The sequence below is a fragment of the Nonomuraea sp. SBT364 genome (genome assembly GCF_001083785.1).
Classification (GTDB): Bacteria; Actinomycetota; Actinomycetes; order Streptosporangiales; family Streptosporangiaceae; genus Nonomuraea.
Window position 1 is genome coordinate 1 of the sequence record NZ_LAVL01000089.1, and the last position, 20,805, is coordinate 20,805.

General features: G+C 71.7%; 22 protein-coding genes. 11 read left to right on the forward strand and 11 right to left on the reverse strand.

All coding sequences use genetic code 11. The features are described 5' to 3' along the window. Positions 1-136: 136 nt before the first annotated feature. Together ADY59_RS30465 and ADY59_RS30470 are read left to right on the forward strand one after the other, a co-directional pair. On the forward strand, positions 137-871 hold the full coding sequence (locus ADY59_RS30465) for an SOS response-associated peptidase (protein WP_049569221.1): 735 nt from the start codon (positions 137-139) through the stop codon (positions 869-871). A 146-nt stretch (positions 872-1,017) separates the two neighbouring features. Beyond that, on the forward strand, positions 1,018-1,350 hold the full coding sequence (locus ADY59_RS30470) for a TraR/DksA family transcriptional regulator (protein WP_049569223.1): 333 nt from the start codon (positions 1,018-1,020) through the stop codon (positions 1,348-1,350). Here the strand turns inward: ADY59_RS30470 and ADY59_RS30475 are convergent. Then, complete coding sequence (locus ADY59_RS30475) at positions 1,347-2,087, reverse strand: class I SAM-dependent methyltransferase (RefSeq protein WP_053175282.1); 741 nt, start codon at positions 2,085-2,087, stop codon at positions 1,347-1,349. The genes ADY59_RS30470 and ADY59_RS30475 overlap by 4 nt on opposite strands. Positions 2,088-2,319: 232 nt before the next feature. Between ADY59_RS30475 and ADY59_RS30480 the strand changes: the two genes are divergently transcribed. From ADY59_RS30480 to ADY59_RS30510, 7 genes are all read left to right on the forward strand, one after another. After that, positions 2,320-2,925 (forward strand): sigma-70 family RNA polymerase sigma factor, encoded by a 606-nt coding sequence (locus ADY59_RS30480; RefSeq protein ID WP_049569228.1) that lies wholly within the window; start codon positions 2,320-2,322, stop codon positions 2,923-2,925. After that, a complete protein-coding gene (gene rsrA, locus ADY59_RS30485) occupies positions 2,922-3,188 on the forward strand; it encodes a mycothiol system anti-sigma-R factor (RefSeq protein WP_049569230.1) in 267 nt (88 codons plus the stop codon). Before ADY59_RS30480 ends, rsrA begins: the two co-directional genes overlap by 4 nt. Before the next feature lie 9 nt (positions 3,189-3,197). Then, a complete protein-coding gene (locus tag ADY59_RS30490; protein ID WP_049569235.1) occupies positions 3,198-4,136 on the forward strand; it encodes an NAD-dependent epimerase/dehydratase family protein in 939 nt (312 codons plus the stop codon). Between the two features lie 224 nt (positions 4,137-4,360). After that, positions 4,361-5,716 (forward strand): HD-GYP domain-containing protein, encoded by a 1,356-nt coding sequence (locus ADY59_RS30495; RefSeq protein WP_053175285.1) that lies wholly within the window; start codon positions 4,361-4,363, stop codon positions 5,714-5,716. Then, positions 5,713-6,966: an HD-GYP domain-containing protein gene (locus tag ADY59_RS30500; protein ID WP_049569236.1), complete on the forward strand. Its 1,254-nt coding sequence runs from the start codon at positions 5,713-5,715 to the stop codon at positions 6,964-6,966. Before ADY59_RS30495 ends, ADY59_RS30500 begins: the two co-directional genes overlap by 4 nt. A gap of 145 nt (positions 6,967-7,111) precedes the next feature. Beyond that, positions 7,112-8,500 (forward strand): acetyl-CoA carboxylase biotin carboxylase subunit, encoded by a 1,389-nt coding sequence (locus ADY59_RS30505; protein WP_049569238.1) that lies wholly within the window; start codon positions 7,112-7,114, stop codon positions 8,498-8,500. 32 nt (positions 8,501-8,532) lie between these two features. After that, positions 8,533-8,745 (forward strand): biotin/lipoyl-binding carrier protein, encoded by a 213-nt coding sequence (locus tag ADY59_RS30510; protein ID WP_156325834.1) that lies wholly within the window; start codon positions 8,533-8,535, stop codon positions 8,743-8,745. Here ADY59_RS30510 and ADY59_RS30515 read toward each other — a convergent pair. After that, positions 8,735-9,115 (reverse strand): thioesterase family protein, encoded by a 381-nt coding sequence (locus ADY59_RS30515; RefSeq protein ID WP_049569243.1) that lies wholly within the window; start codon positions 9,113-9,115, stop codon positions 8,735-8,737. The genes ADY59_RS30510 and ADY59_RS30515 overlap by 11 nt on opposite strands. A gap of 232 nt (positions 9,116-9,347) precedes the next feature. Between ADY59_RS30515 and ADY59_RS30520 the strand changes: the two genes are divergently transcribed. Next, complete coding sequence (locus ADY59_RS30520) at positions 9,348-10,904, forward strand: serine/threonine-protein kinase (protein WP_049569244.1); 1,557 nt, start codon at positions 9,348-9,350, stop codon at positions 10,902-10,904. Here ADY59_RS30520 and ADY59_RS30525 read toward each other — a convergent pair whose 3' ends face one another. From ADY59_RS30525 to ADY59_RS30560, 8 genes are all read right to left on the reverse strand, one after another. Next, positions 10,905-12,551 (reverse strand): acetolactate synthase, encoded by a 1,647-nt coding sequence (locus ADY59_RS30525; protein ID WP_049569245.1) that lies wholly within the window; start codon positions 12,549-12,551, stop codon positions 10,905-10,907. A 40-nt stretch (positions 12,552-12,591) separates the two neighbouring features. Beyond that, positions 12,592-13,359: a DUF4097 family beta strand repeat-containing protein gene (locus ADY59_RS30530; protein ID WP_049569246.1), complete on the reverse strand. Its 768-nt coding sequence runs from the start codon at positions 13,357-13,359 to the stop codon at positions 12,592-12,594. Then, positions 13,356-14,009, reverse strand: a complete 654-nt coding sequence (locus ADY59_RS30535) for a response regulator transcription factor (protein WP_049569249.1) — start codon at positions 14,007-14,009, stop codon at positions 13,356-13,358. Before ADY59_RS30535 ends, ADY59_RS30530 begins: the two co-directional genes overlap by 4 nt. Then, entirely contained in the window at positions 14,000-15,154 is a 1,155-nt protein-coding gene (locus tag ADY59_RS30540) for a sensor histidine kinase (protein WP_049569251.1), read from the reverse strand. Before ADY59_RS30540 ends, ADY59_RS30535 begins: the two co-directional genes overlap by 10 nt. A gap of 77 nt (positions 15,155-15,231) precedes the next feature. Beyond that, on the reverse strand, positions 15,232-16,200 hold the full coding sequence (locus tag ADY59_RS30545) for a thermonuclease family protein (protein ID WP_156325835.1): 969 nt from the start codon (positions 16,198-16,200) through the stop codon (positions 15,232-15,234). A 42-nt stretch (positions 16,201-16,242) separates the two neighbouring features. Beyond that, positions 16,243-16,830, reverse strand: coding sequence for a helix-turn-helix domain-containing protein (locus tag ADY59_RS30550; RefSeq protein ID WP_049569256.1), 588 nt, complete (start codon positions 16,828-16,830; stop codon positions 16,243-16,245). Between the two features lie 51 nt (positions 16,831-16,881). After that, positions 16,882-17,595: a dethiobiotin synthase gene (bioD, locus tag ADY59_RS30555; RefSeq protein ID WP_049569259.1), complete on the reverse strand. Its 714-nt coding sequence runs from the start codon at positions 17,593-17,595 to the stop codon at positions 16,882-16,884. 62 nt (positions 17,596-17,657) lie between these two features. After that, positions 17,658-18,137, reverse strand: coding sequence for a MarR family winged helix-turn-helix transcriptional regulator (locus ADY59_RS30560; RefSeq protein WP_049569260.1), 480 nt, complete (start codon positions 18,135-18,137; stop codon positions 17,658-17,660). Positions 18,138-18,222: 85 nt separating this feature from the next. Here ADY59_RS30560 and ADY59_RS30565 point away from each other — a divergent pair, with 85 nt between their 5' ends. Then, the gene (locus ADY59_RS30565; protein ID WP_156325836.1) at positions 18,223-20,088 is read left to right on the forward strand and encodes an FAD-binding oxidoreductase; all 1,866 of its coding nucleotides are present in this window, start codon (positions 18,223-18,225) and stop codon (positions 20,086-20,088) included. Here ADY59_RS30565 and ADY59_RS30570 read toward each other — a convergent pair. Further along, on the reverse strand, positions 20,066-20,785 hold the full coding sequence (locus ADY59_RS30570) for a GntR family transcriptional regulator (protein WP_049569261.1): 720 nt from the start codon (positions 20,783-20,785) through the stop codon (positions 20,066-20,068). The two genes, ADY59_RS30565 and ADY59_RS30570, sit on opposite strands and share 23 nt — an antisense overlap. Positions 20,786-20,805 lie beyond the last annotated feature (20 nt).

A 20,805-nucleotide genomic window follows, 5' to 3' on the forward strand; every position in this document is an offset into this window, starting at 1 on the left:
GGGGTGGCGCTGTGGGGGGTCGGGTGCGAGGTGGTGACCATGGCGTCTGTGTCCCTTCGTGATCTCTTCGACACGGAGAGTATCCCCCAGTCCTCTCGCACATGCATGCGAAAGCCGTACGTGGCACTGTGAAGGCATGTGCGGGAGATACGCGTCGGCGCGGGACAAGCACCAGCTGCTGGAGGAGTTCCAGGTGGAGCTGGACGCCGAGCCTGACAAGGAGCTGGGGCCCGACTACAACGTCGCGCCGACCAAGAACGTCTACGCCGTGCTCAGCCGGGTCCCGAAGGACGCCGCGCGGGCCGTGCGGCAGTTGCGGGTGGTCAAGTGGGGGCTGGTGCCCGCCTGGGCGAAGGATCCGTCCGTGGGGTCACGGATGATCAACGCCAGGATCGAGACCGTGGCCGAGAAGCCGTCCTACCGGCAGGCGTTCGCCAAGCGGCGCTGCCTGCTGCCGGCCGACGGCTATTTCGAGTGGATGCCGGTCGAGGGTGACAAGAAGAAGAAACAGCCGTACTTCATCCATCCGGCCGACGGCGGGGTGCTGGCGATGGCGGGGCTGTACGAGTTCTGGAAGGACCCCTCGCGCGACGACGACGACCCGCTCAAGTGGCTCGTGACGTGCACGGTGATCACCACCGATGCGGAGGACGACCTGGGGCGCATCCATGACCGGATGCCGATGATGATCGAGCGGGAGCGGTGGGCCGAATGGCTCGACCCGAAGCTGACCGACACCAAGACGGCCTCGGGCTTGCTGGTGCCCGCCGATCCCGGACGGCTGACCGCTCATCCGGTCAGCACGGATGTCAACAATGTCCGGAACAATGGCCCGGACCTCATCAAGCCCTTGCCGGAAGGGGTTTCCTAAAGGTGTAAGAAGCACGCGTAGTGGGCATCCGGTGAGGAAAGCTTTACATCCGTTCACACGGAGTCACCCCTATAAACAGCGCCGGGCGGGATTACCGGGGATCTTTCCGCCGCGGGTTGCCCTCACCATCCCGGAGGTGCGGATTCGTGGACGTCACGACCGCTCGTGAGCGGCTGGAAGAAATGCTGGCAGAGCTGGATCGATCGATCGCGGTGCTCCAGGGCGACCCGGTGGCGATCCGCGAGCGATCGGCGGCCGACGCGGGCTCGGACCTGACCGACGCCGACCGCGCCCAGGCCATGGTGACCGTGGCCACCACGCAGCGCCGGGCGGTCGTCGAGGCGCTCAAACGCCTGGACGAGGGCGTCTACGGCGAGTGCGTCGACTGCGCCAGCCCGGTGCCCGAAGGCCGCCTGGAGGCGCGCCCCGAGGCCGCCCGGTGCGTGCAGTGCCAGGCCAAGCGGGAGCGCCGCCGCTAGCTCTTGCGGGCGCTGGCCACCAGGTGGATGCCCACGGTGTCGTCGTCGGCCGGCTTCGCCTCCAGCTCGGTGCGCACCAGATAGGCCAGCGTCCTGGTGTCGGAGCCGAGCACGTGGTCGACCGTCGACGGCGACAGCACCGTGCGCGGGCGCATCCACTCCACCTCCAGCCCGGCGCCGGCGAGCAGCTCACGCAACTGGTTGCTGCTGAAGCAGCGCGTGATGCTGCCGTCGGGCCACGGCACCAGCATGACCTCGCCGGTCTGCCGCAGGTGCTGCCACTGGCCCTGCTCGGCCAGGATCGCCATGCCGAGCACCAGCGAGTCGACGCACACCAGCGCCCGCCCGCCGGGGCGCAGCACCCGCGCCACGTCGCTCATCGCCGACTCGGCCATGAGCTCGATCGACATCGCCCGCTCCTCGGCGACGACCGCGTCGACGCTCTCGTCAGGCAGGAACGCCAGGTCGTCGGCGCGTACGTGACGGACGAGGTCGGCATCACGCAGCCGGTGGTGCCCCTCGGCGGTGCGGCGGAAGTCGAGCACCTCGATCACCCGGTGCCCGGCCCTGGCCGCCTGGCCGGACCAGCGGCCGCGGCCGCCCGACAGGTCGAGGATCACGGAGGGTTCGCCGGGGAGCCACCTGGTGAGCTGTTCGGCGACGACGGCATGATAGAAGGTCCAGTACGGCCCCAGCGTCCCTGAGCCGTTGAGTTCCTCGGCCGGAATGGGCAGCACACGCGACTCCTGGGTTCCGGAATTGGCTACCAGCCGGTACGTATGGTTTTCCCCGCACCGGGTTGTTCGTCACCTTCTATCTTGCGGGAACAGACGAAGGCGCGGGCGTGTTGCGACGAGCATGCTCACATTGCTCGACTCCCTCCCCGGTGACCGGTCGGTCGCTGACAAGCGGGTATTCTCCCCTGAGTACGGTGTCCCGCCTCAGCAGGCCACCGGTGATCTTAGGGGGGTGGGCCCGGTGCCCGCGACAGGCGCGGAGACTCTGGAGCAGCGGAGCGAGCGTTTCGAACGCGACGTGATGCCTTATCTGGAGCAGCTCTATTCGGCCGCCCTCCGGATGACCCGAAACCCGGCGGACGCGGAGGACCTGCTGCAGGAGACCTTCGCCAAGGCGTTCGCGTCGTTCCATCAGTTCCAGCAGGGCACCAACCTCAAGGCGTGGCTCTACCGGATCCTGACGAACACGTTCATCAACACCTACCGCAAGAAGCAGCGTGAGCCCAAGCAGTCCGGCACCGAGGAGATCGAGGACTGGCAGCTCGCGCGGGCCGAGTCCCACACTTCGAGCGGGTTGAAGTCCGCCGAGGTGGAGGCGCTGGAGCACCTGCCCGACGGTGACGTCAAGCAAGCACTCGCGGCACTGCCCGAGGAGTTCCGGATCGCGGTCTACCTCGCCGATGTCGAGGGCTTCCCGTACAAGGAGATCGCCGACATCATGGGGACTCCGATCGGCACGGTGATGTCGAGGCTGCACCGTGGGCGCAGGCAGCTCAGAGGCCTCCTTGAGGACTATGCTCGCGAGCGTGGCCTGGTCCCGACGGAGGGATCGAAATGAGCTGTGGCAACCCGCACGACACCGACTGCCGCGAGGTTCTCGACAAGGTCTACGCCTACCTCGACGGTGAGCTGACCGAGCACGACGTGGCAGGCATCCGCGTGCACCTCGACGAGTGCGGTCCCTGTCTCCAGGAGTACGACCTGGACAAGGCGATCAAGCAGATCGTGGCCAAGAAGTGCGGCTGTGACCCGATTCCGGATGATCTGCGGGCCAAAGTGCTGGCGCGTATCGCGCAAGTAAGGGCGGATCTGGCCGACTAGGATTCCCCCATGCGCGTGCTTGTTACCGGGGGTGCCGGGTTCATCGGGTCCAATCTCGTCGACCGCCTGCTCGCGGGCGGGCACGAGGTGGCCGTGGTCGACGACCTGTCCTCGGGCAGCCGCGACAACCTGGCGGCGGCCGCCGCGAACGGCCGGTTCACGCTGCACGAGCTCGACATCCGCGACCCCGCGCTGCGCGGTCTGGCGGCCGAGCTGCGCCCCGAGGTGATCTGCCATCTGGCCGCGCAGATCAGCGTGCGCAAGAGCGTGGCCGATCCGGTGCACGACGCGAGCCTCAACGTCGAGGGTACCGCGTCGGTGCTGGCCGCGGCCCACGAGGGCAGCACGCGCAAGGTGGTGTTCGCCTCGTCCGTCGCGGTCTACGGCCGGCCGGCGACGATCCCGGTGCCGGGTGACGCCGCCACCGATCCGCGCTCCCCGTACGCCGCCTCCAAGCTGAGCGGCGAGACCTACCTGGCCACCTTCCGGGCGCTTTACGGGATCGAGTACACGACGCTGGTCCTGTCCAACGTGTACGGGCCGCGCCAGTCGCCCGAGGGCGAGGCGGGCGTCGTGTCGATCTTCACCGACGGGCTGCTCAACGGCACCCCCACCGTCCTTTACGGCGACGGCACGCAGACCCGCGACTACGTCTACGTCGACGACGTGGTCGAGGGCTTCGTGCGCGCGTGCGGGGCCGAGGGCAACGGCCGCCGGTACAACCTCGGCACCGGCATCCAGACCACCGACCGGCGGCTGCACTCGCTGATCGCCGACGCGGCCGGCGCGCCCGACAAGCCCGGCTTCGCGCAGCCCAGGGCCGGCGACCTGCCCGCCATGGCGGTCGACCCGGTGCCCGCCTTCGAAGGGCTCGGCTGGGAGCCGCGCACCGACCTGTCCACCGGCGTGAAGCTCACCGTCGAGTGGGCGCGCGGTCGCCTCGGGTAGTGGCTTGATTACGCTTTGCTTGCGATTCGCGACTCCGCCCGTGCGAGCTCGCCTTCTTCTGTAGCGTGAGCCCCAGGAGTCGACGTGGAGGCGAGTGGATGTTGAAGGCAATGGTCGCCAGGCTGTTCACGGCCGCCGTGCTCATCGCCCCCGTGGTCGCGGCGATCGCGGGTGGAGCCGTGCCGCCAGGGGTTTCCTGGACCTGATGCACGTGGGGGGCCACAATGCGTGATCTGCCGTGGCCCGCGAGGGTCTACCTGCTCGGCGTCATCGCCGCGGCGGCGGCCCTCATCGGGCGCAGCGTGGTCACCTCCGGAGCCCTGGTGGCGCCGGACAATCTCGACGTGCTGCTGGTGCTCGTGCTGCTGTTCCTGGTGTGCGAGTCGATGCCGACCCTGCTCAACGTGGAGCAGTTCGCGGTGTCGGTCAGCTTCTCGGCCGCGCTGGCCGCGGTGGTGCTGATCGGGCCCGAGGGGGCCGCGCTCGTCGGGCTCACCGCCGTGCTCAGCGTGCGTCCCGGGCTGCCGCTGATCAAACGCGTGTTCAACGGGGCCCAGTTCGCCATCTGCGGCTACGCGGCGGGCGGCGTGTACGTGTGGCTCGGCGGCGCGGTCGGCGTGCCGGAGGTCGCCGCCTTCGACGACCTGATCGGCCCGTACGCCGCGGCGACCGCCGTGTTCGTGCCGCTCAACATCCTGCTCACGCTCACCATGATCCGGCTGGCCACGCATGTCAGGGCCGAGGAGGTGCCGCTGCGCGGGCTGGCCCAGTTCCTGCTGTCCTACCTGGGATACGGCACGTTCGGGCTGCTCGTGGCGGGGCTGTGGGCGACCGTGCAGTCGATCTCGGCCGTGCTCGTGCTGGTGCCGCTGTTCGTGGCGCGCTGGGCGTTCGGCCAGTATCACGCGCAGCAGCGCTCCTACGACGCCACCATGGCCGCCCTGTGCCAGGCGGTGGAGACCAAGGACTACTACACCAGGGGCCACTGCACCCGGGTCTCGCTCGCCTCCGGCATGATCGCGCAGGAGGTCGGCATGGGCATGGAGCGGCTGCGCGCCATCCGCTACGCCGGCATGCTGCACGACGTGGGCAAACTCGGCGTGCCGACCAAGGTGCTGCAGAAGGACGGGCCGCTGACGGAGGAGGAGTTCGCCGCGATCCAGCTCCATCCGATGCGCGGGCTGGAGATCGTGCAGGGCATCGACTTCCTCGACGAGGCGTTCGCCGGGATCATGCACCACCACGAGCGCCACGACGGCAAGGGCTATCCGATGGGGCTGGCCGCCGACGAGATCCCCGAGTTCGCGCGGATCATCGCGGTGGCCGACGCGTTCGACTCGATGACCTCCGACCGCTCCTACCGCGGCGCCCGGCCGGTCGAGGTGGCGGTGCAGGAGCTGCGCAAGGGGGCCGGCACCCAGTTCGACCCGGTCATGGTGGCCGCCTTCGTCAAGGCGCTGGAGCACGAGCCGTGGCAGCCGCCGCGCCGCGTCGACCCGCCCTCGCCCGAAGACGCCGAGACGCACATCAAGGACCATGACGACCCGACGATGCCCATCGAAGTGGTGACGGGCCAGTGACCTACCAGCGGCTGGGCACCGGCCAGCTTCTGCTCATCGGCGCCGCGGGGCTGGTCGCCGTGGCCGGGATCGCGAACACCTCGGCCGTCGGGCTGGACCGGCCGGAGATCGCCGTCGGGTTCGGCGCGCTGATCGCGGTCGGCGAGCTGGCCAGGCTCACCATGCCGGGCAACCGCGAGGTCGCCCCCATCGGCGCCGCCGCCGCGCTCGGCTACACGCTGCTGCTCGACCTCAGCCAGGCCCCGCTGCGCCACTCGGCGCTCCAGGTCGTGGCCGTGATCGCGGTCGGCATGATCGCGGGCGCGCTGCCGCACCTGGCGGTCGGGCGTCCGCCGCGCCTGGACGCCATGGCCCGCCGCCTGCTGACCGGCGCGCTGCTGGCCTTCGCCTTCCGGCCGCTGGCCGACCCCCTCTACCGGCTCACCCAGGGCGAGTCCGGCACGTGGTGGCCGGCGCTCGGCCTGATGGTGGCGCTCATCAGCCTCTCCGTGCTGATCGACGTGCTGGTCGCCGCCATGCTGCGGGCCGAGCAGATGCGCACCGCGTTCCGGGTGGCCGTGCGCGACGAGATCAACGTCGCCCTCCCGCTCGGCGCCGCCGTCGCCTCCTCGGGGGTGCTGCTGGCGCTGGCCACGCACAGCATGGACCTGGTCGCGCTGCTCGTCTTCGCCGCCCCGCTGCTCGTCACCCAGGTGGCCTTCCGCAAGTACGCCGGCATCCGCGCGACCTATCTGCAGACGGTCCGCGCCCTGTCGAGGGTCACCGAGGTCGGCGGCTACGTCGAGCCGGGCCATTCGCGCCGGGTCAGCCGCTTGGCCGTGGCGGTCGGCAGGGAGCTGGGCATGGCCGAGCCGGAGCTGCTGGAGCTGGAGTACGCCGCGCTGATGCACGACATCGGCCAGCTCTCGCTGCGCGACCCGATCCCCGGCGGCGCGACCGTGCTGACCGACCCCGAGCAGGCCCGCAGCATCGCCGAGCTGGGCGCGGAGGTGATCAGGCAGACCGGCGTGCTCGACCGGGTGGCCGACCTGGTCAGCCGTCAGTGCGACCCGGTGAGCGAGGACCCGCCGCTGTCGAGCCGCATCATCAAGGTCGCCAACGCCTACGACGACCTGCTCGGCGGCTCCACCGACCGTGACCGCGCGGGCGCCGCCCTGGAGCGGCTCAGGCTCGCCGCGGGCACCGCGTACGATGCGGAGGCGGTGGAGGCGCTGGCCCGGGTCGCCAACCGGACGGTGCACCGGCGCTGACGGCCCTGTAGGTCCTCGCAGTACGGCAGCCTTGGCCGCGCGGTTCGGCCCCCTCGCAATTGTAGGAATCCTACAGATCCGATTGTCCGGATCGGTGGTTTCGGGGGAAAGGGGTGGCGGCCCCGGCGGTCGTAGGGTTGGCGACGTGCTTAATGAGACGCTCGGACCCGTCCTGATCGCCAACCGAGGGGAGATCGCGCGCCGGATCATCCGTACGGTCCAGCGGCTGGGCCTGCGCGCCATCGCGGTTCACTCCGAGGCCGACGCCGACCTGCCGTACGTGCGCGAGGCCGACGAGGCCGTGCTGATCGGGCCGGCCAACCCCGCGCAGAGCTATCTCGACCCGGCCAAGGTGCTGGAGGCGGCGCGCGCCACGGGCGCCCGCGCGATCCACCCCGGTTACGGCTTCCTCGCCGAGAACGCCGGCTTCGCCGAGGCCGTCATCGCCGCCGGGATGGTGTGGATCGGACCCGCCCCGGAGGCCATCGACCGGATGGGCGACAAGATCAACGCCCGTAACCTGATGGAGGACGCGGGCGTGCCGGTGGCCGCCGGCACCCGCGAGCCCGTCACCGACCTCGGCCTCGCCATGACGGCCGCCAAGGAGATCGGCTACCCGGTCATGGTCAAGACCGCCGGAGGCGGCGGCGGGATCGGGATGAGCGTCGCCCATGACGACGAGGAGCTGGGCAAGGCGTTCGAGCAGGCGTCCAGGGCGGCGCTGCGGTTCGCGGCGGCAGCGGCGGCGGGCGGCGCCGGTGACGTGCTCGCCGGTCCGGCCATCCTGCTGGAGCGCTACATCGAGCGGGCCCGGCACGTCGAGGTGCAGATCCTGGGCCGGCCCGACGGCACGGTCGTGGCGCTGGGCGAGCGTGACTGCTCGGTGCAGCGCCGCCACCAGAAGGTCGTGGAGGAGACGCCGTCCCCCGGCATCACGCCCGAGCTGCGCGAGCGCATGCTGGCCGCGGCCGTGCGGGCCGGCGAGGCCGTCGGCTATCTGGGCGCCGGCACCGTCGAGTGCCTGGTCGACGCCGACGCGCAGGACTTCGTCTTCCTGGAGATGAACACCAGGCTCCAGGTGGAGCACCCGGTCACCGAGCTCGTCACCGGCCTCGACCTGGTCGAGCTGCAGCTGCGGGTCGCCGCGGGCGAGAGCCCCGAGGTGACGCCCGAGGTGGGCGGGCACGCCATCGAGTTCCGCGTGTATGCCGAGGATCCCAAGCGCTTCTTCCCCGGACCTGGCAAGATCACCGCATGGGACGAGCCCTCGGGCGACGGCGTGCGCGTCGACTCGGGCTACGAGTCGGGCAACACGGTCACCCCGTTCTACGACCCGCTCATGGCCAAGCTCTGCGTGCACGGCGCCACTCGGGCCGAGGCGCTGGAGCGGGCCCGTGAGGCGGTCGCCGGGTTCACCGTCGAGGGGCCCAAGAACAACCTGCCGTTCTGCGCCGAGCTGCTGGACAACGACGAGTTCGTCACCGGCGACTATGACACGGGCCTGGTGGGGCGGATGCGCGCCAAGCGTGCGTAAGACTGTTGAATCATTGGAAGAGGGGAGTCGCGGTGGCTGAGGTCCGAGCTGAGATGGTGGCGAACGTGTGGAAGGTCGTCGTCCGGGAGGGCGACGAGGTTTCCGACGGCGACACGCTGGTCATCCTCGAGTCGATGAAGATGGAGATCCCGGTGCTCGCCGAGGACGACGGCGTGGTGGCCCAGCTCAAGGTGGCCGAGGGCGACGTGATCCAGGAAGGCGACCTGATCGCCGTCATCGAGTGACGCGCGCCAGGAACCTCTCGCGGTCGACCACGACCCGCTCGATCGTGCCCCGGGCGACGAGCGAGCGCCTGTCGGTGGCCTGGAAGCCGAAGACCAGCCGCCGGCCGTCGACCTCGGTCAGCTCGACGCCGATCTGCACGTGCGTGCCGACCGGGCTGGCGGCCAGGTGTTCGAGCTCGACCCGGGTGCCGACCGAGGTCTCGCCCGGCTTGAGGTGCGGGGCGGCCGCCTGGAGGGTGGCCTGCTCGGCGAGGGCCAGCAGGCGGGGCGTCGCGAGCACGGGCACGTCGCCGCTGCCGATCTTCTCGGCGGTGTCGCTCCGCTCGACCATGGTGAGCAGCTGGGAGCGGAGACCCGGAGCGAGCGTCATGGCGCAAGCCTAGTGCGGTGCGGTGATCTCGCGGAAAACGGGGACAAGCGTAGCCCGCAGGCCGCAGGATAGGGTGGGACAACTTGTGGCATTTGTGTGGCGTGTGAGGAATCTGGGTCGTACACTCTCGGAGTTCCGTGACCTCCGTGTTACCGCACCGCGACACAAGTTCGCTTTGTTGAGAACCCTGGGGTGGGAGAGGGTCTAGAAAGCAAGGGGTAGCGGGGGAGTCATGGTGGCCCAAGGGACGACGCTGGCGGGGCGGTATCGCCTGGATACCCGCATCGGCGCCGGAGGCATGGGCGAGGTGTGGCGCGGCGAAGACACTGTTCTCGCGCGTACCGTCGCCGTCAAGGTGCTGCTCCCGGGCCGCATGCAGGACCCCGGCTTCCTCGCCCGCTTCCAGGGGGAAGCGCGGGCGATGGCGACGATCAACCACCCCGGCGTGGTCGACGTCTACGACTACGGGGTCAGCGGCGACACCGTCTACCTGGTGATGAAGTTCGTCGACGGCGAGCCGCTCGACCGCCTGCTCGGCCGCCTCGGCCGCATCTCGCCGCAGCCCGCCATGGAGCTGATCGCGCAGGCCGCCTCGGCGCTCCAGGCCGTGCACGACCAGGGCATCGTGCACCGCGACGTCAAGCCGGGCAACCTGCTGGTGCAGCGCGACGGCACGCTCGTCATCACCGACTTCGGCATCGCCCGCTCCGACCTGGCCAACCGGCTCACCGACGCCGGCATGGTGCTCGGCACCGCGGCCTACTGCGCTCCGGAGCAGGCCGAGGGCGCGCCCGTCACGCCGGCCGTCGACATCTACGCGCTCGGCGTGGTCGCCTACGAGTGCCTGGCGGGTCAGCGGCCGTTCGACGGTGACAGCCCTGTCACGATCGCGCTCAAGCACATCCGCGAAGCGCCCCCGCCCCTGCCGCCCGACATCCCGGCACCGGTGCGCGCGCTGGTGGAGCGGGCGCTGTCGAAGGACCCGGCGCGGCGCTTCCCCAGCGCCAGGGCGATGAGCGACGCCGCCCGCATGGTCGCCACGGGTGAGATCCCGATGACCCAGGCCCCCATGCCGACCACGGGCGCCACCATGGCCCCGCCGGCCGAGGCCTACCAGACCGGCGCGGTGCAGTCTCCTCCCGACGCCACGACCGTGGCCGGCTCGCGCGCGGGCAGCCGCCGCGCCGCCAAGGCCCCGCGCCGGGGCGGCCTGGTGGCCGGGCTCGCCGCCGCGCTGGTGCTCGGCGTGGGCGCGGGCGCCGTCGCGCTGACGAACATGAGCGCGGAGAGTGGCCCGCAGATCAGCCAGCCGACGCCGACGGTGAGCATCAGCGAGACGAAGACCGAGGAGCCCAGCACTCCGACGACGAAGCCTCCCAGGTCGAAGCCGACGGTCACGCGGGAACAGCCGATCAGGGACAGGACGACGCCCACGCCCGAGGAGACCGAGCCCACCGAGTCTCCGAGCCCGACCCCCACGCCCACCCCGACGAAGACCAAGACGCCGACCCCCACGCCGACGCCCAAGCCGAAGAAGGCCGTGCCGGAGGTCGTCAACCTGCCCTACGCGCAGGCCCTGGCCAAGATCAAGGCGGCCGGCTTCGGGTTCAAGGCCGACGACCAGACCGACGGCACCCTGCCCGACACCTGCAAGATGGTCGGGCAGACGTTCCCCGACGGCGGCGAGATGCTGGAGATGGGCAAGACGGTCGAGGCGGTGCTGATCCCGACGCCGACCTGCAACACGCCCACCCCGACCGTCACCGCGACCACCACCGTCAAGCCGTAGTCACACCCCCGTCGTGTTGCGGGGGTAGGCGACCTGCGGGTCGGTCGCGATGTTGACCATGTACGGGATGCCGGAGTCGAAGGCACGGCGCAGCGCGGGCCCGATCTCCGACGGGTCGGTGACCAGCTCGCCGGCGCCGCCCAGCGCCGTGACCACCTGGTCGTAGCGGCACTGCGGCTGCAGCTCGGCGGCCACGTCGTAGCCGTACAGGAGCTGCATCGGGTGCTTCTCCAGCCCCCAGATGCCGTTGTTGCCGCAGATCATGACGACCGGCAGGCGGTGCCGTACGAGGGTGTCGACGTCCATGAGGGAGAAGCCCGCCGCGCCGTCGCCCAGCAGCAGCACCACCTGGGAGGACGGCCTGGCCAGCCGGGCGGCGATGCTGTAGCCGAGCCCGGTGCCAAGGCAGCCGTACGGGCCCGGGTCGAGCCAGTTGCCGGGCTGCCGGGGCTCGACGTACTTGCCCGCGTAGGAGACGAAGTCGCCGCCGTCGCCGATCACCACGGCGTCGTCGGCCAGCACCTTGCCGAGCTCGCCGTAGATGCGCATGGGGTGGATCGGGTCGGAGTCGGCGGCGAGCAGGGCGGCGTCGCCGGCGATGGCGGCCGCGGCCGTGTCGGCCAGCGTGCTCACCCAGCCGGCGTAGCGGCTCGGCTTGACGCCCGCGTCGCCGCAGGCCGTACCGAGGCTCCACAGGACCACGGACAGGTCGCCGGCGGCGGACGCGACGGGCTGCATGTGGGTGGCGATGCCGGACGGCGCGTCGGCGATGTGCACGACCTTGGCCAGCGGCGCGCCGTCCTTGCCGCCGAACCAGCCGTAGCCGAGGCGGAAGTCGAGCGGGGTGCCGATGACGACGACCAGGTCGGCCTGGGCGAAGGCGAGGCCGCGGGCGCGGGTGGCGAGCAGGTCGTGCCCGGCGGGCAGGATGCCGCGGCCCTGGCCGTTGGGGATGACGGGCAGCCGCCAGGTCTCGGCGAAGTCGCGGGCGGCCTCCTCGGCCCGGTCCATCCACACGTCCGACCCGTACACCAGCACGGGCCGCTCGGCCTCGGCGAGCAGCGCGGCGATGGCGCGCAGGTCGTCGGGGTCGGGCTCCAGCGGTGACGGCGACTGCGTGCTCGGCTCGGGCGCGGGGGCGGGGGCGAACAGGTGGTCCATGTAGACGTCGAGGAAGACCGGGCCGCGGTGCGGCGCCACCGCGGTGCGGAAGGCGGTCTCGACGTCCTGGCCGACGGAGTCGGCGCCGGACGCGGTGAAGGCCAGCTTGGTGATCGGGGCGAGCAGCGGCGGGTGGTCCATCTCCTGGAGGGCGCCGCTGCCCCAGCGCGACTGCGGCGCGCGCCCGCCCAGGACGACCACCGGGGAGCCGTTGAAGTGCGCGGTGGCCACGCCGCTGACGCCGTTGGTGATGCCGGGACCGGCGGTCAGCACCGCCAGGCCGGGGTTGCGGGTCAGCCGGGCGGTGGCCTCCGCGGCGAAGACCGCGCTCTGCTCGTGGCGTACGTCGAGGATGCGCATGCCCTCGTGCTGGGCGCCGTCGTAAAGGGGGAAGACATGCCCGCCCGACAGGGTGAACATGGTTTCGACACCATAGGCCTTGGACACGGCGACAGCGGCGTCGCCGGCGTGCTTCGCAGACTCCATGCCGGGAACTTACCAACGAGTCACAAAAGTAAACAGAGTTTCAGCAGCATATGGACAACGCGCCGTCGGGGGTGGAGGTGGTGATCTTCCTGGACGAGGCGGGGTCGCTGTCCGGCGCCATGATCAGTTCCGGCGCGCTGGCCGTCACGTCGTAGGCGGCGGGCGGGAGGTCCATGCGGATGTCGCCGGAGGTCCTCACGATCGCCCGCACCTGGCCGGGCGGTTTCATGAACGACAGGTCCAGGTCGCCCGAGCCGATCTCCACGTCCACCCGCTCGCTGCGCAGAGCGCTGCCCCAGAAGCTGCCCGAGCCGCTCCGGGCGTGCAACGCGCCGGGCAGGTCACTCAGGTGGATGCGGCCGGAGACCGTGTCGATGCGTACGTCGCCGGCCATGTCGTCCACGGAGATGCCGCCCGCCGAGGTCGTGGCCTCCAGGTCGACGTCCTGCGGCAGCATGATCTGGTATTCGACGTCGCAGATCGGCCCGTCCAGGAATCCGGTGCCGGGGCAGGAGGCGTCCAGGCGCAGGGTCCGGCCGTCCCAGTCCTCCGACACGGTGGGCTTCTCCTTCGACCAGCGCATCCATCGCAGGATGCGGATCTGCCCGGCCTCCCCCGGGTAGATCTGCACGTCCACGGCCGCTTCCGAGACGACACGCAGCGCCGTGAGCGCCGCGATCGGGATGGCGCGCTCGGTGGTCTCGGTGGGCTCACGGGCGGAGGCGAACCCGCGCCAGATCAGCCCGGTCGACAGCGTCACCGCGAACACGGTCAGCACCGAGCCGACGACCAGCCAGGCCGCTCTCATGGCATGCTCCTGATCTTGAGGAACTGAAGGACGGCCAGCACCCGCCGGTGGTCGCCCTCGGCGGGCGGGAGGTCCAGCTTGGCGAAGATGTTGCCGATGTGCTTGCCCACGGCCCCCTCGCTGAGCACGAGGTGCGCGCCGATGCCCGCGTTGGAGCGGCCCTCGGCCATGAGCTGGAGCACCTCGTGCTCGCGCGGCGTCAGCCGCTCCAGCGGGTCGCTGTGGCCGCGCAGCAGGAGCTGGGAGACCACCTCGGGATCCAGCGCCGTGCCGCCGCCCGCCACCCGGCGCAGCGCGTCGACGAACTCGGCCACGTCCGCCACCCGGTCCTTCAGCAGGTAGCCGACGCCGCCGGTGGCCGAGGCGAGGAGCTGGGCGGCGTATCGCTCCTCGACGTACTGCGACAGCACCAGCACCGCCAGCGACGGCTGCTGGCGGCGCAGCACCAGCGCGGCCCGCAGCCCCTCGTCGGTGTGCGTGGGCGGCATCCGCACGTCGGTGAGAACCAGGTCGGGCCGGTGCTCCTCGGCGGCCCGCAGCAGCCCTTCGGCCTCGGCCACGGCCGCCACGATCTCCATCCCGGCCGCCTCCAGCAGCCGGACCAGCCCCTCGCGCAGCAGCACGGAGTCTTCGGCGAGCACTACGCGCACGGCAGGTCCACCTCGATCGTCGTCGGGCCGCCCAGAGGGCTGCTCAGCCGCAGCGTGCCGTCCACGGCGTCGATGCGCTGCGCCAGGCCGCGCAGCCCGGTGCCGCCGTCGAGCCGGGCGCCGCCGCAGCCGTCGTCGTGGACCAGCACGTGCAGCCGGTCGCGCTCGCGCCGCACACGCACCTCGGCCTTGGTGGCCGCGGCGTGCTTGGCGATGTTGGTCAGTGCTTCGGACACGATGAAGAAAGCCACCGCCTCGATCGTCGGGGTGGCGCGGCGGTCGATGTCGACGCGCAGCCGCACCGGGATGGGGGTCCGCGCGGCCACGCCCGACAGCGCCGCGTCGAGGCCCTGGTCGTTGAGCACGGCCGGGTGCAGGCCGCGGACGAAGTCGCGCAGCTCCTTGAGCGCCTGCTTGGCCTCCTCGTGGGCGTGCTCGATCGCCTCGCGGGCCGGGTCGGGCAGGTCGGTGAGCGTGGCGCGGGCCAGGCCCAGGTTCATCGCCAGCGACACCAGCCGCTGCTGGGCGCCGTCGTGCAGGTCGCGTTCGATGCGCCGCCGCTCGGCGTCGGCGGCGTCGATCACGCCGGCGCGGCTCTCGGTCAGCGTCTCGATGCGCCGGCCCAGGTCGTGCCGGCTCGGGCCGAGCAGCGCCCGCGCCACCGACAGGTCCAGCAGCGCCATCCCGCGCGCCAGCAGGGGCGCGACCAGCAGGAGTACGGCCCCCGCCATGATGTAGGCGGTCACCACGTTGGGATTGCGCAGGTCGAACAGGAAGACCAGCGGCGGCGGCTGCAGCAGCGGCGGCAGGAAGGCCGTCACCCCCACCAGGGCGGCGCCCCAGGCCGACGCCACCAGGAAGACCGCCAGCATGCTGACCAGCGGCGACAGCAGGTGGTAGGCGATCTGCCGCCACAGGCTGGAGGTGCGCAAGGTGCGCGCGGGCGCCACCGGCGGGATGCGTACCCCGAGAAACGCCTCGAACCTGGAGCGCTGCACCAGCGTGAACCAGGGCACGCTGCGCCGCAGGACGGGCGGGGCCACGGCCGACGCGAGCGTCAGCGCGGCGAGCACGAACGCGACGGGCAGCCCGGTCATCACGTGGGCCGTGTCCAGCCACGCCGTGGCCACCCGGGGTCGTTTCATGCCTCCACGGTATTGACTCCCGGAGGGTGCCGGACATGGGCCTGGTGTGCGCGTGCGGGGTGGGGCTAGCCCCACCCTCACGGCGGCGGGACCGACCAGCCCTTCCGCTCGAAGAGCGGCGCGTGCTCGGCGTTGACGAACAGGCGGTCCTCGGGGTTCGGGACGCGGAAGTAGCTCTGCGGGTGCAGCAGCTCCCGCGCGTTGTCCGACAGGTCGAGCACGTAGCGGTCGGGCGCCCGGCGCTGGGCCAGGAAGCGCAGCTCGAAGGGGAGCAGAGCCAGCGGCTCTGCGTGGTTCCACAGGCCGAGCCCGGCCGTGCGGGCCTCGCGCACCGCGTGCCTGGCCCGGCCGAGCGCACCGGCCTCGGCGATCGTCCTGGCGGTGCCCGGCGCCGGCACCGCGTCCGCGATCCGGCCCTCCTGGCGGATGAACGGGTCGACGTTCGGCCAGATGAAGTACGGCACCGCGTGCCCGGCCACCAGCAGCCGCTCGTTGTAGGGGGCCGGGCGCGGCTTCTCGCGCTGCTCGCGGTTGACGTAGCAGAGCAGCCGCCCGTAGCGGTCGAGGATCTCGTACGCGAACGCCAGCCGCATCTTGAACGAGGCGTCGGTGTGCCCCTGCTCGGTGATGTCGCCCTGGATCATGTCCTTGAGCGCCTGGGTGGCCGGGGCCGCGTGCGCGGCGTGGTTGGCCGCCGTCCGGGGTCCGAGTCTGCCCAGGATGAAGGCGTGCAGCGCGGACCGCAGCGTGAGCTCCTCGTAGCCCTTGGCGAACGGGTCGGCCAGGAAGGTCGCCCACGCCGGATGGGAGATGCTCGCGAAGCCTTTGGGAAAGTCGGGAAAGTCCGGGTTGCGAGGCAGCTGGAAGCTGACCTCGGGGGCGTCGACGCCGAGCAGGCGGACGCCGAAGTTGCCGTCGGCCGCGATGTTGATCGTGTCACCGTCGTGCACGACCTTGCTGACCGGCTGGGCCGCCTCGCCGCGTCGGGCGAGGAGGGCATGGCCGACCGTGATGCCTGGAACCGGTTGTTCGAGAGCCTTAGCCATGCTCGCATCATGCGCTCGTTACCGCGCCAAGTCCCGCATTGACTAGGCGCGATTCGCGGGCCTCGCCCGCACGTGCATCCGCTCGCCCTGGCGGCCGAACAGGCTGAGGATCTCCACCGGCTGGTCGTCGGCGGTGCCGAACCAGTGCGGCAGCCGCGTGTCGAACTCGGCGGCCTCGCCCGCCTTCAGCACCAGGTCCCGATCGGCCAGCAGCAGCCGCAGCCGCCCGGACAGCACGTACATCCACTCGTAGCCCTCGTGCGTCTGCTGCTCGGGGTCGCCGGGCTCCGGCAGGATGACCATCTTGTACGCCTGCAGCGCGCCGGGCTGCCGGGTCAGGGGCAGCACGGTGCGGCCGTTCATCTTGCGCGGCGTGGCCCGGACGCGCGGGTCGCCCACCTCCGGCGCGCCCACCAGCTCTTCCAGCGGCACCTGGTAGGCCTGGGCGACCGGCAGCAGCAGCTCCAGGCTGGGCCGCCGCTGCCCGGACTCCAGGCGTGACAGGGTGCTCGTGGAGATGCCGGTGGCCTCGGCCAGCGCCGTCAGCGTCAGGCCGCGCTCGGCGCGCAGCCCCTTGAGCCGGGGCCCCACCTTGGCGAGCACCTCTTCGATCGCGGCTGTGTTCTCCATAACGTCTCCAGCATCCCAGAAATGGCAACCGAACTTGCCACATCCGGAGGCTCAGCGCAAGGGCTCCCGGAAAGCGGCGGGGTCGAACGCGCCGCCGAGCGTCACGGCGAGCCCCCGGCGGGCCGCGTCGGCGAAGGCGTCGCCGGACAGCCGCCCCGCGCCCTCCGGCAGCGCCCCGGCGAGCGGCCGGGCGGCCAGCATCTCCAGATCCGTCACATTGCTCCGCTCGGCCATCCCGGGCTCGGCCGGCCACGCGCCGATGACCACGCCCGCCAGGTCGAGGCCGCGGTGCGCGAGGGCCTCCAGCGTCAGCGCCGTGTGGTTGAGCGTGCCGGCCCCGGCCCCGGCCACCACGAGCACCGGCGCGCCCAGCAGCCTGGCCAGGTCGGCGATCGTCGCGCCGTCCTCGTCGTAGCGCACCAGCAGCCCGCCGGCGCCCTCCACGACGACCAGCCGGCTGCTCTCGGCCAGCTCCCCGATCCGGTGGGCGGCCTGCGGCATCGACACCGGGGGCAGCCCGGCGGCCCGAGCCGCGGCCGCGGGCGAGAGCGGCGCCTCGAACCGGGCGAACTCGAACGTGGTCGTCACCCCGGACATCCGGATGACCTCGTCGACGTCGCCCCGGCCCCCGGCGGGGACGCCGGTCTGGGCGGGCTTCACCACGGCCACGCTCGCCCCACGGCCTCTCGCCAGCGCGGCCAGGGCGGCGCACGCGACCGTCTTGCCCACTCCGATGCCGGTTCCGCTGACCACGATCACGCTCATCGGGCCAAGCGTAGTTCGCCGGGTTCACGCGGTGGCTCCGACCGGGCCGGAGGGGAGGCGGATCAGGAGTGCGCGTGCCCGTGGTGGTCCACCAGGCGGGTGAGCAACCGCACGAACTCCGTGCGTTCGGCGGAGGTCAGCGGTGCGAGCAACTCGTCGTGCAGGTCGTCCAGGACCTTGTCGAGGCGGCGGAGGTGGCGGCGGCCCTGAGGGGTGATCGAGATGACGTTGCGGCGCCGGTCGTCGGGGTCCGGTACGCGCTCGACCAGGTCGCGCTCGGCCAGCTCGTTGAGCACGCCGACCATGTCGCTGCGGAAGATGCCGGTGCGCCGGCTCAGCGTCGCCTGGCTGCCCGGGCCGAACTCGTGCAGCGAGGCGAGCACGGCGTAGTGCCACTTGCGGGCGTCGACCAGGCTCAGCCCTTCGTTCATCAGCCGGTCGGACTGGTTGGTCAGCTGTGCCAGCAGCCGGCTCGCCCGCCCGCGGAGCCTGCCGGGCGTCTGCGTCGCGTCATGAGGCATGTCGGCGGCTTTCCCCGTCATGGCGCCGATCCTATCCCTGTTGCGTTAGTCCGACTAACGATGTAGGTTCGTTCGCACCATAAACGTTAGTCATATAAACGTTTATGTGACGAACGATCGGAGCATCGCCATGACCACCACCCCGCCCTTCGGCACCGCGCTCATCGGCCAGACCGAGAAGACCCTCAACGCGATCCTGGACCGGCAACTCGCCGGGACCGGCATCACCGAACCCCAGTGGGTGACGCTCACGCTCGCCGCGGCCGGCGGCGGGAGCGTCGACCGCGCCGAGCTCATCCGCCGGGTCAGTGCCGCCACCAAGGCCGGCGAAGCATCAGTGGCCGAGCGCGTCGCCGAGCTGACCGCCGCCGGGCTGCTGCGCGACGGCGGCGACGGCAGCATCCAGGTCAGCGAGGCAGGGCAGGCCCGATGGACGCGGATCCGCACCGCCCTCGGCCCCATCACCCAGGGCCTGTGGGGCGACCTGCCCGCCGAGGACCTGGCCGTCGCCGGCCGCGTCCTGAGCACCGTCCTGGAGCGGGCCGACGCGGTGCTGGCCGCCCCGGCCCCGGGTCCTCGGCCTGACGTGGCGGGCCTGGCCGCGTCGATCCGGGGACGCACGCTCCTCCCCGGCGACGAGGGCTTCGAGGAGGCCACCTCCGGCTTCCTGATGACGGTCGAGCACCACCCCGCGGTGGTCGTGGTCGCCGCCGACGCCGATGACGTGGTCGCCGCCGTCCGGTTCGCCGCGCAGACGGGACGTCCGGTCGCGGTGCAGTCGACCGGGCACGGCAAGTCGGTGCCCGCCGACGGAGCCGTGTTCATCGCCACCCGGGAGCTGCGCGAGCTGTCGGTGGACCCGCGCGCCCGCACCGCGAGGATCGGCGCCGGCCTGCGGTGGGACGAGGTGATCGTCGCGGCGGCCGAGCACGGCCTGGCGCCGCTGTGCGGCTCCGCCGCCCACGTCGGGGTCATGGGCTATCTGACCGGCGGCGGCCTCCCGCTGACCGGCCGCACGTACGGCTTCGCCGCCGACCACGTACGCTCGCTCGACGTCGTCACCGCCGACGGCCTGCTCCGCAGCGTCTCGCCCGGCCGGGAGCCGGACCTGTTCTGGGCGGTGCGCGGCGGCAAGAGCAACTTCGGCGTCGTGGTCGCCGCCGAGATCGAGCTGCTGCCGCTGCGCACCGTCTACGGTGGCGAGCTCTCCTACCCGGGCGAGGACCCCCGTCACGCCGCCCACGTGCTCGGCTCCTACCTGGCCTGGGCCAAGGAGCAGCCGGAGGAGATGTCGTCCTCGGTGACGCTGCTGCGCTTCCCCGACGCGCCGCAACTGCCCGAGGAGTACCGGGGCCGCTCCCTGGTGCAGGTCAGGGTGGTGCACACGGGGAGCGGGGAACAGGGCGCGCGGCTGGTGGAGCCGTTGCGCGCGCTCGGCCCGGAGAAGGACACCTGCGGCGTCCTGCCGTACGCGGAGGTCACCGAGATCTACCAGGACCCCAAGGGCCCGGTCACGGCGCACCTGCGCAGCGCGTTGCTGCGCGAACTGGACGACGAGGCCGTGGCCGAACTGGTCTCACTCATCGACCCGTCGGCGCCCGGCGGCCCGTTCCCCGGCGTCGAGCTGCGTCACCTGGGCGGGGCGCTGGACCGGGCGCCCGGCCGCCCGCACGCGGTCAGCACCCAGGGCGCGGCCTTCCACCTGTGGCTGCGGATGCCGGCCCCGGCCGGGCGGGCCGACACGGCGCGCAGAACCGCCGACCAGGTGCTGGAGCGGCTGCGGCCGTGGGACACCGGCGCCATGCTCCCGGGATTCCTGTTCGACCCCGACTCGGCTCCCGAGCGGGTCAGGCTCGCCTACACCGAGGCGAACTACCGGCGGCTGGCCGCGCTGAAGGCGACCTACGACCCGGACCAGATCTTCCGCGTCAACCACAACATCCCGCCGGTCACGGGCGACGCAGCCTCGTGACGAACTTGTAGCGGTCGCCCCGGTAGAGCGACTGCGCCCACTCCACCGGATTGCCGTCGGCGTCGAAGGCATGGCGGGTCAGCAGCAGCATGGGCAGCCCCACGTCCACCCCCAGCAGCTTGGCGTCGTACGGCGTGGCGAGGACGGTCTCGATGATCTCCTCGGCGTCCGTGAGCCGTACGTTGTAGGCGTTGTGCAGCGTCTCGTACAGCGAGGAGTGCACCTCCAGCTCGCGGCGCAGGCGCGGGAAGCGCCGCGCCGACAGGTGCGTGGTGTCGACCGAGACCGGCTCGCCGTTGGCCAGCCGCAGCCGGTGGATGCGCAGCACCCGGCCGCCCGGGTTGATCGCCAGGCGGCGTGCCAGCGCCTCGTCGGCGGTGATGTAGCCGATCTCCAGGATCTTGGTGTCGGGCTCCAGGCCGGCCGTGCGCAGGTCGCCGATGTAGGAGGTGAGCTGCAGCACCTGCGCCACCTTGGGTTGCGCGACGAAGGTGCCCTTGCCCTGGATGCGCAGCAGCCGGCCCTCCACGACCAGCTCGGTCAGCGCCTGCCTGACCGTGGTGCGCGAGGTCTCGAAGCGTACGGCGAGCGTCCGCTCGGGCGGCAGCGCGGAACCCGGCGCGAGCGTCTTGGTCAGCTCGAGCAGGGCCCGTTTCACGTCGTAGTACTTCGGTACGCGAGGGCCGTCGTCTGTCACGCTCTCACCTTCACTTCTGC

Bases quoted from the DNA above. Each gene is read 5' to 3' on its own strand.
- ADY59_RS30465 (WP_049569221.1), top strand. From the start codon at position 137: ATGTGCGGGAGATACGCGTCGGCGCGGGACAAGCACCAGCTGCTGGAG.
- rsrA (WP_049569230.1), top strand. From the start codon at position 2,922: ATGAGCTGTGGCAACCCGCACGACACCGACTGCCGCGAGGTTCTCGAC.
- ADY59_RS30490 (WP_049569235.1), top strand. From the start codon at position 3,198: ATGCGCGTGCTTGTTACCGGGGGTGCCGGGTTCATCGGGTCCAATCTC.
- ADY59_RS30495 (WP_053175285.1), top strand. From the start codon at position 4,361: ATGCGTGATCTGCCGTGGCCCGCGAGGGTCTACCTGCTCGGCGTCATC.
- ADY59_RS30515 (WP_049569243.1), bottom strand. From the start codon at position 9,115: ATGACGCTCGCTCCGGGTCTCCGCTCCCAGCTGCTCACCATGGTCGAG.
- ADY59_RS30520 (WP_049569244.1), top strand. From the start codon at position 9,348: ATGGTGGCCCAAGGGACGACGCTGGCGGGGCGGTATCGCCTGGATACC.
- ADY59_RS30525 (WP_049569245.1), bottom strand. From the start codon at position 12,551: ATGGAGTCTGCGAAGCACGCCGGCGACGCCGCTGTCGCCGTGTCCAAG.
- ADY59_RS30530 (WP_049569246.1), bottom strand. From the start codon at position 13,359: ATGAGAGCGGCCTGGCTGGTCGTCGGCTCGGTGCTGACCGTGTTCGCG.
- ADY59_RS30540 (WP_049569251.1), bottom strand. From the start codon at position 15,154: ATGAAACGACCCCGGGTGGCCACGGCGTGGCTGGACACGGCCCACGTG.
- ADY59_RS30545 (WP_156325835.1), bottom strand. From the start codon at position 16,200: ATGGCTAAGGCTCTCGAACAACCGGTTCCAGGCATCACGGTCGGCCAT.
- ADY59_RS30550 (WP_049569256.1), bottom strand. From the start codon at position 16,830: ATGGAGAACACAGCCGCGATCGAAGAGGTGCTCGCCAAGGTGGGGCCC.
- bioD (WP_049569259.1), bottom strand. From the start codon at position 17,595: ATGAGCGTGATCGTGGTCAGCGGAACCGGCATCGGAGTGGGCAAGACG.
- ADY59_RS30560 (WP_049569260.1), bottom strand. From the start codon at position 18,137: ATGACGGGGAAAGCCGCCGACATGCCTCATGACGCGACGCAGACGCCC.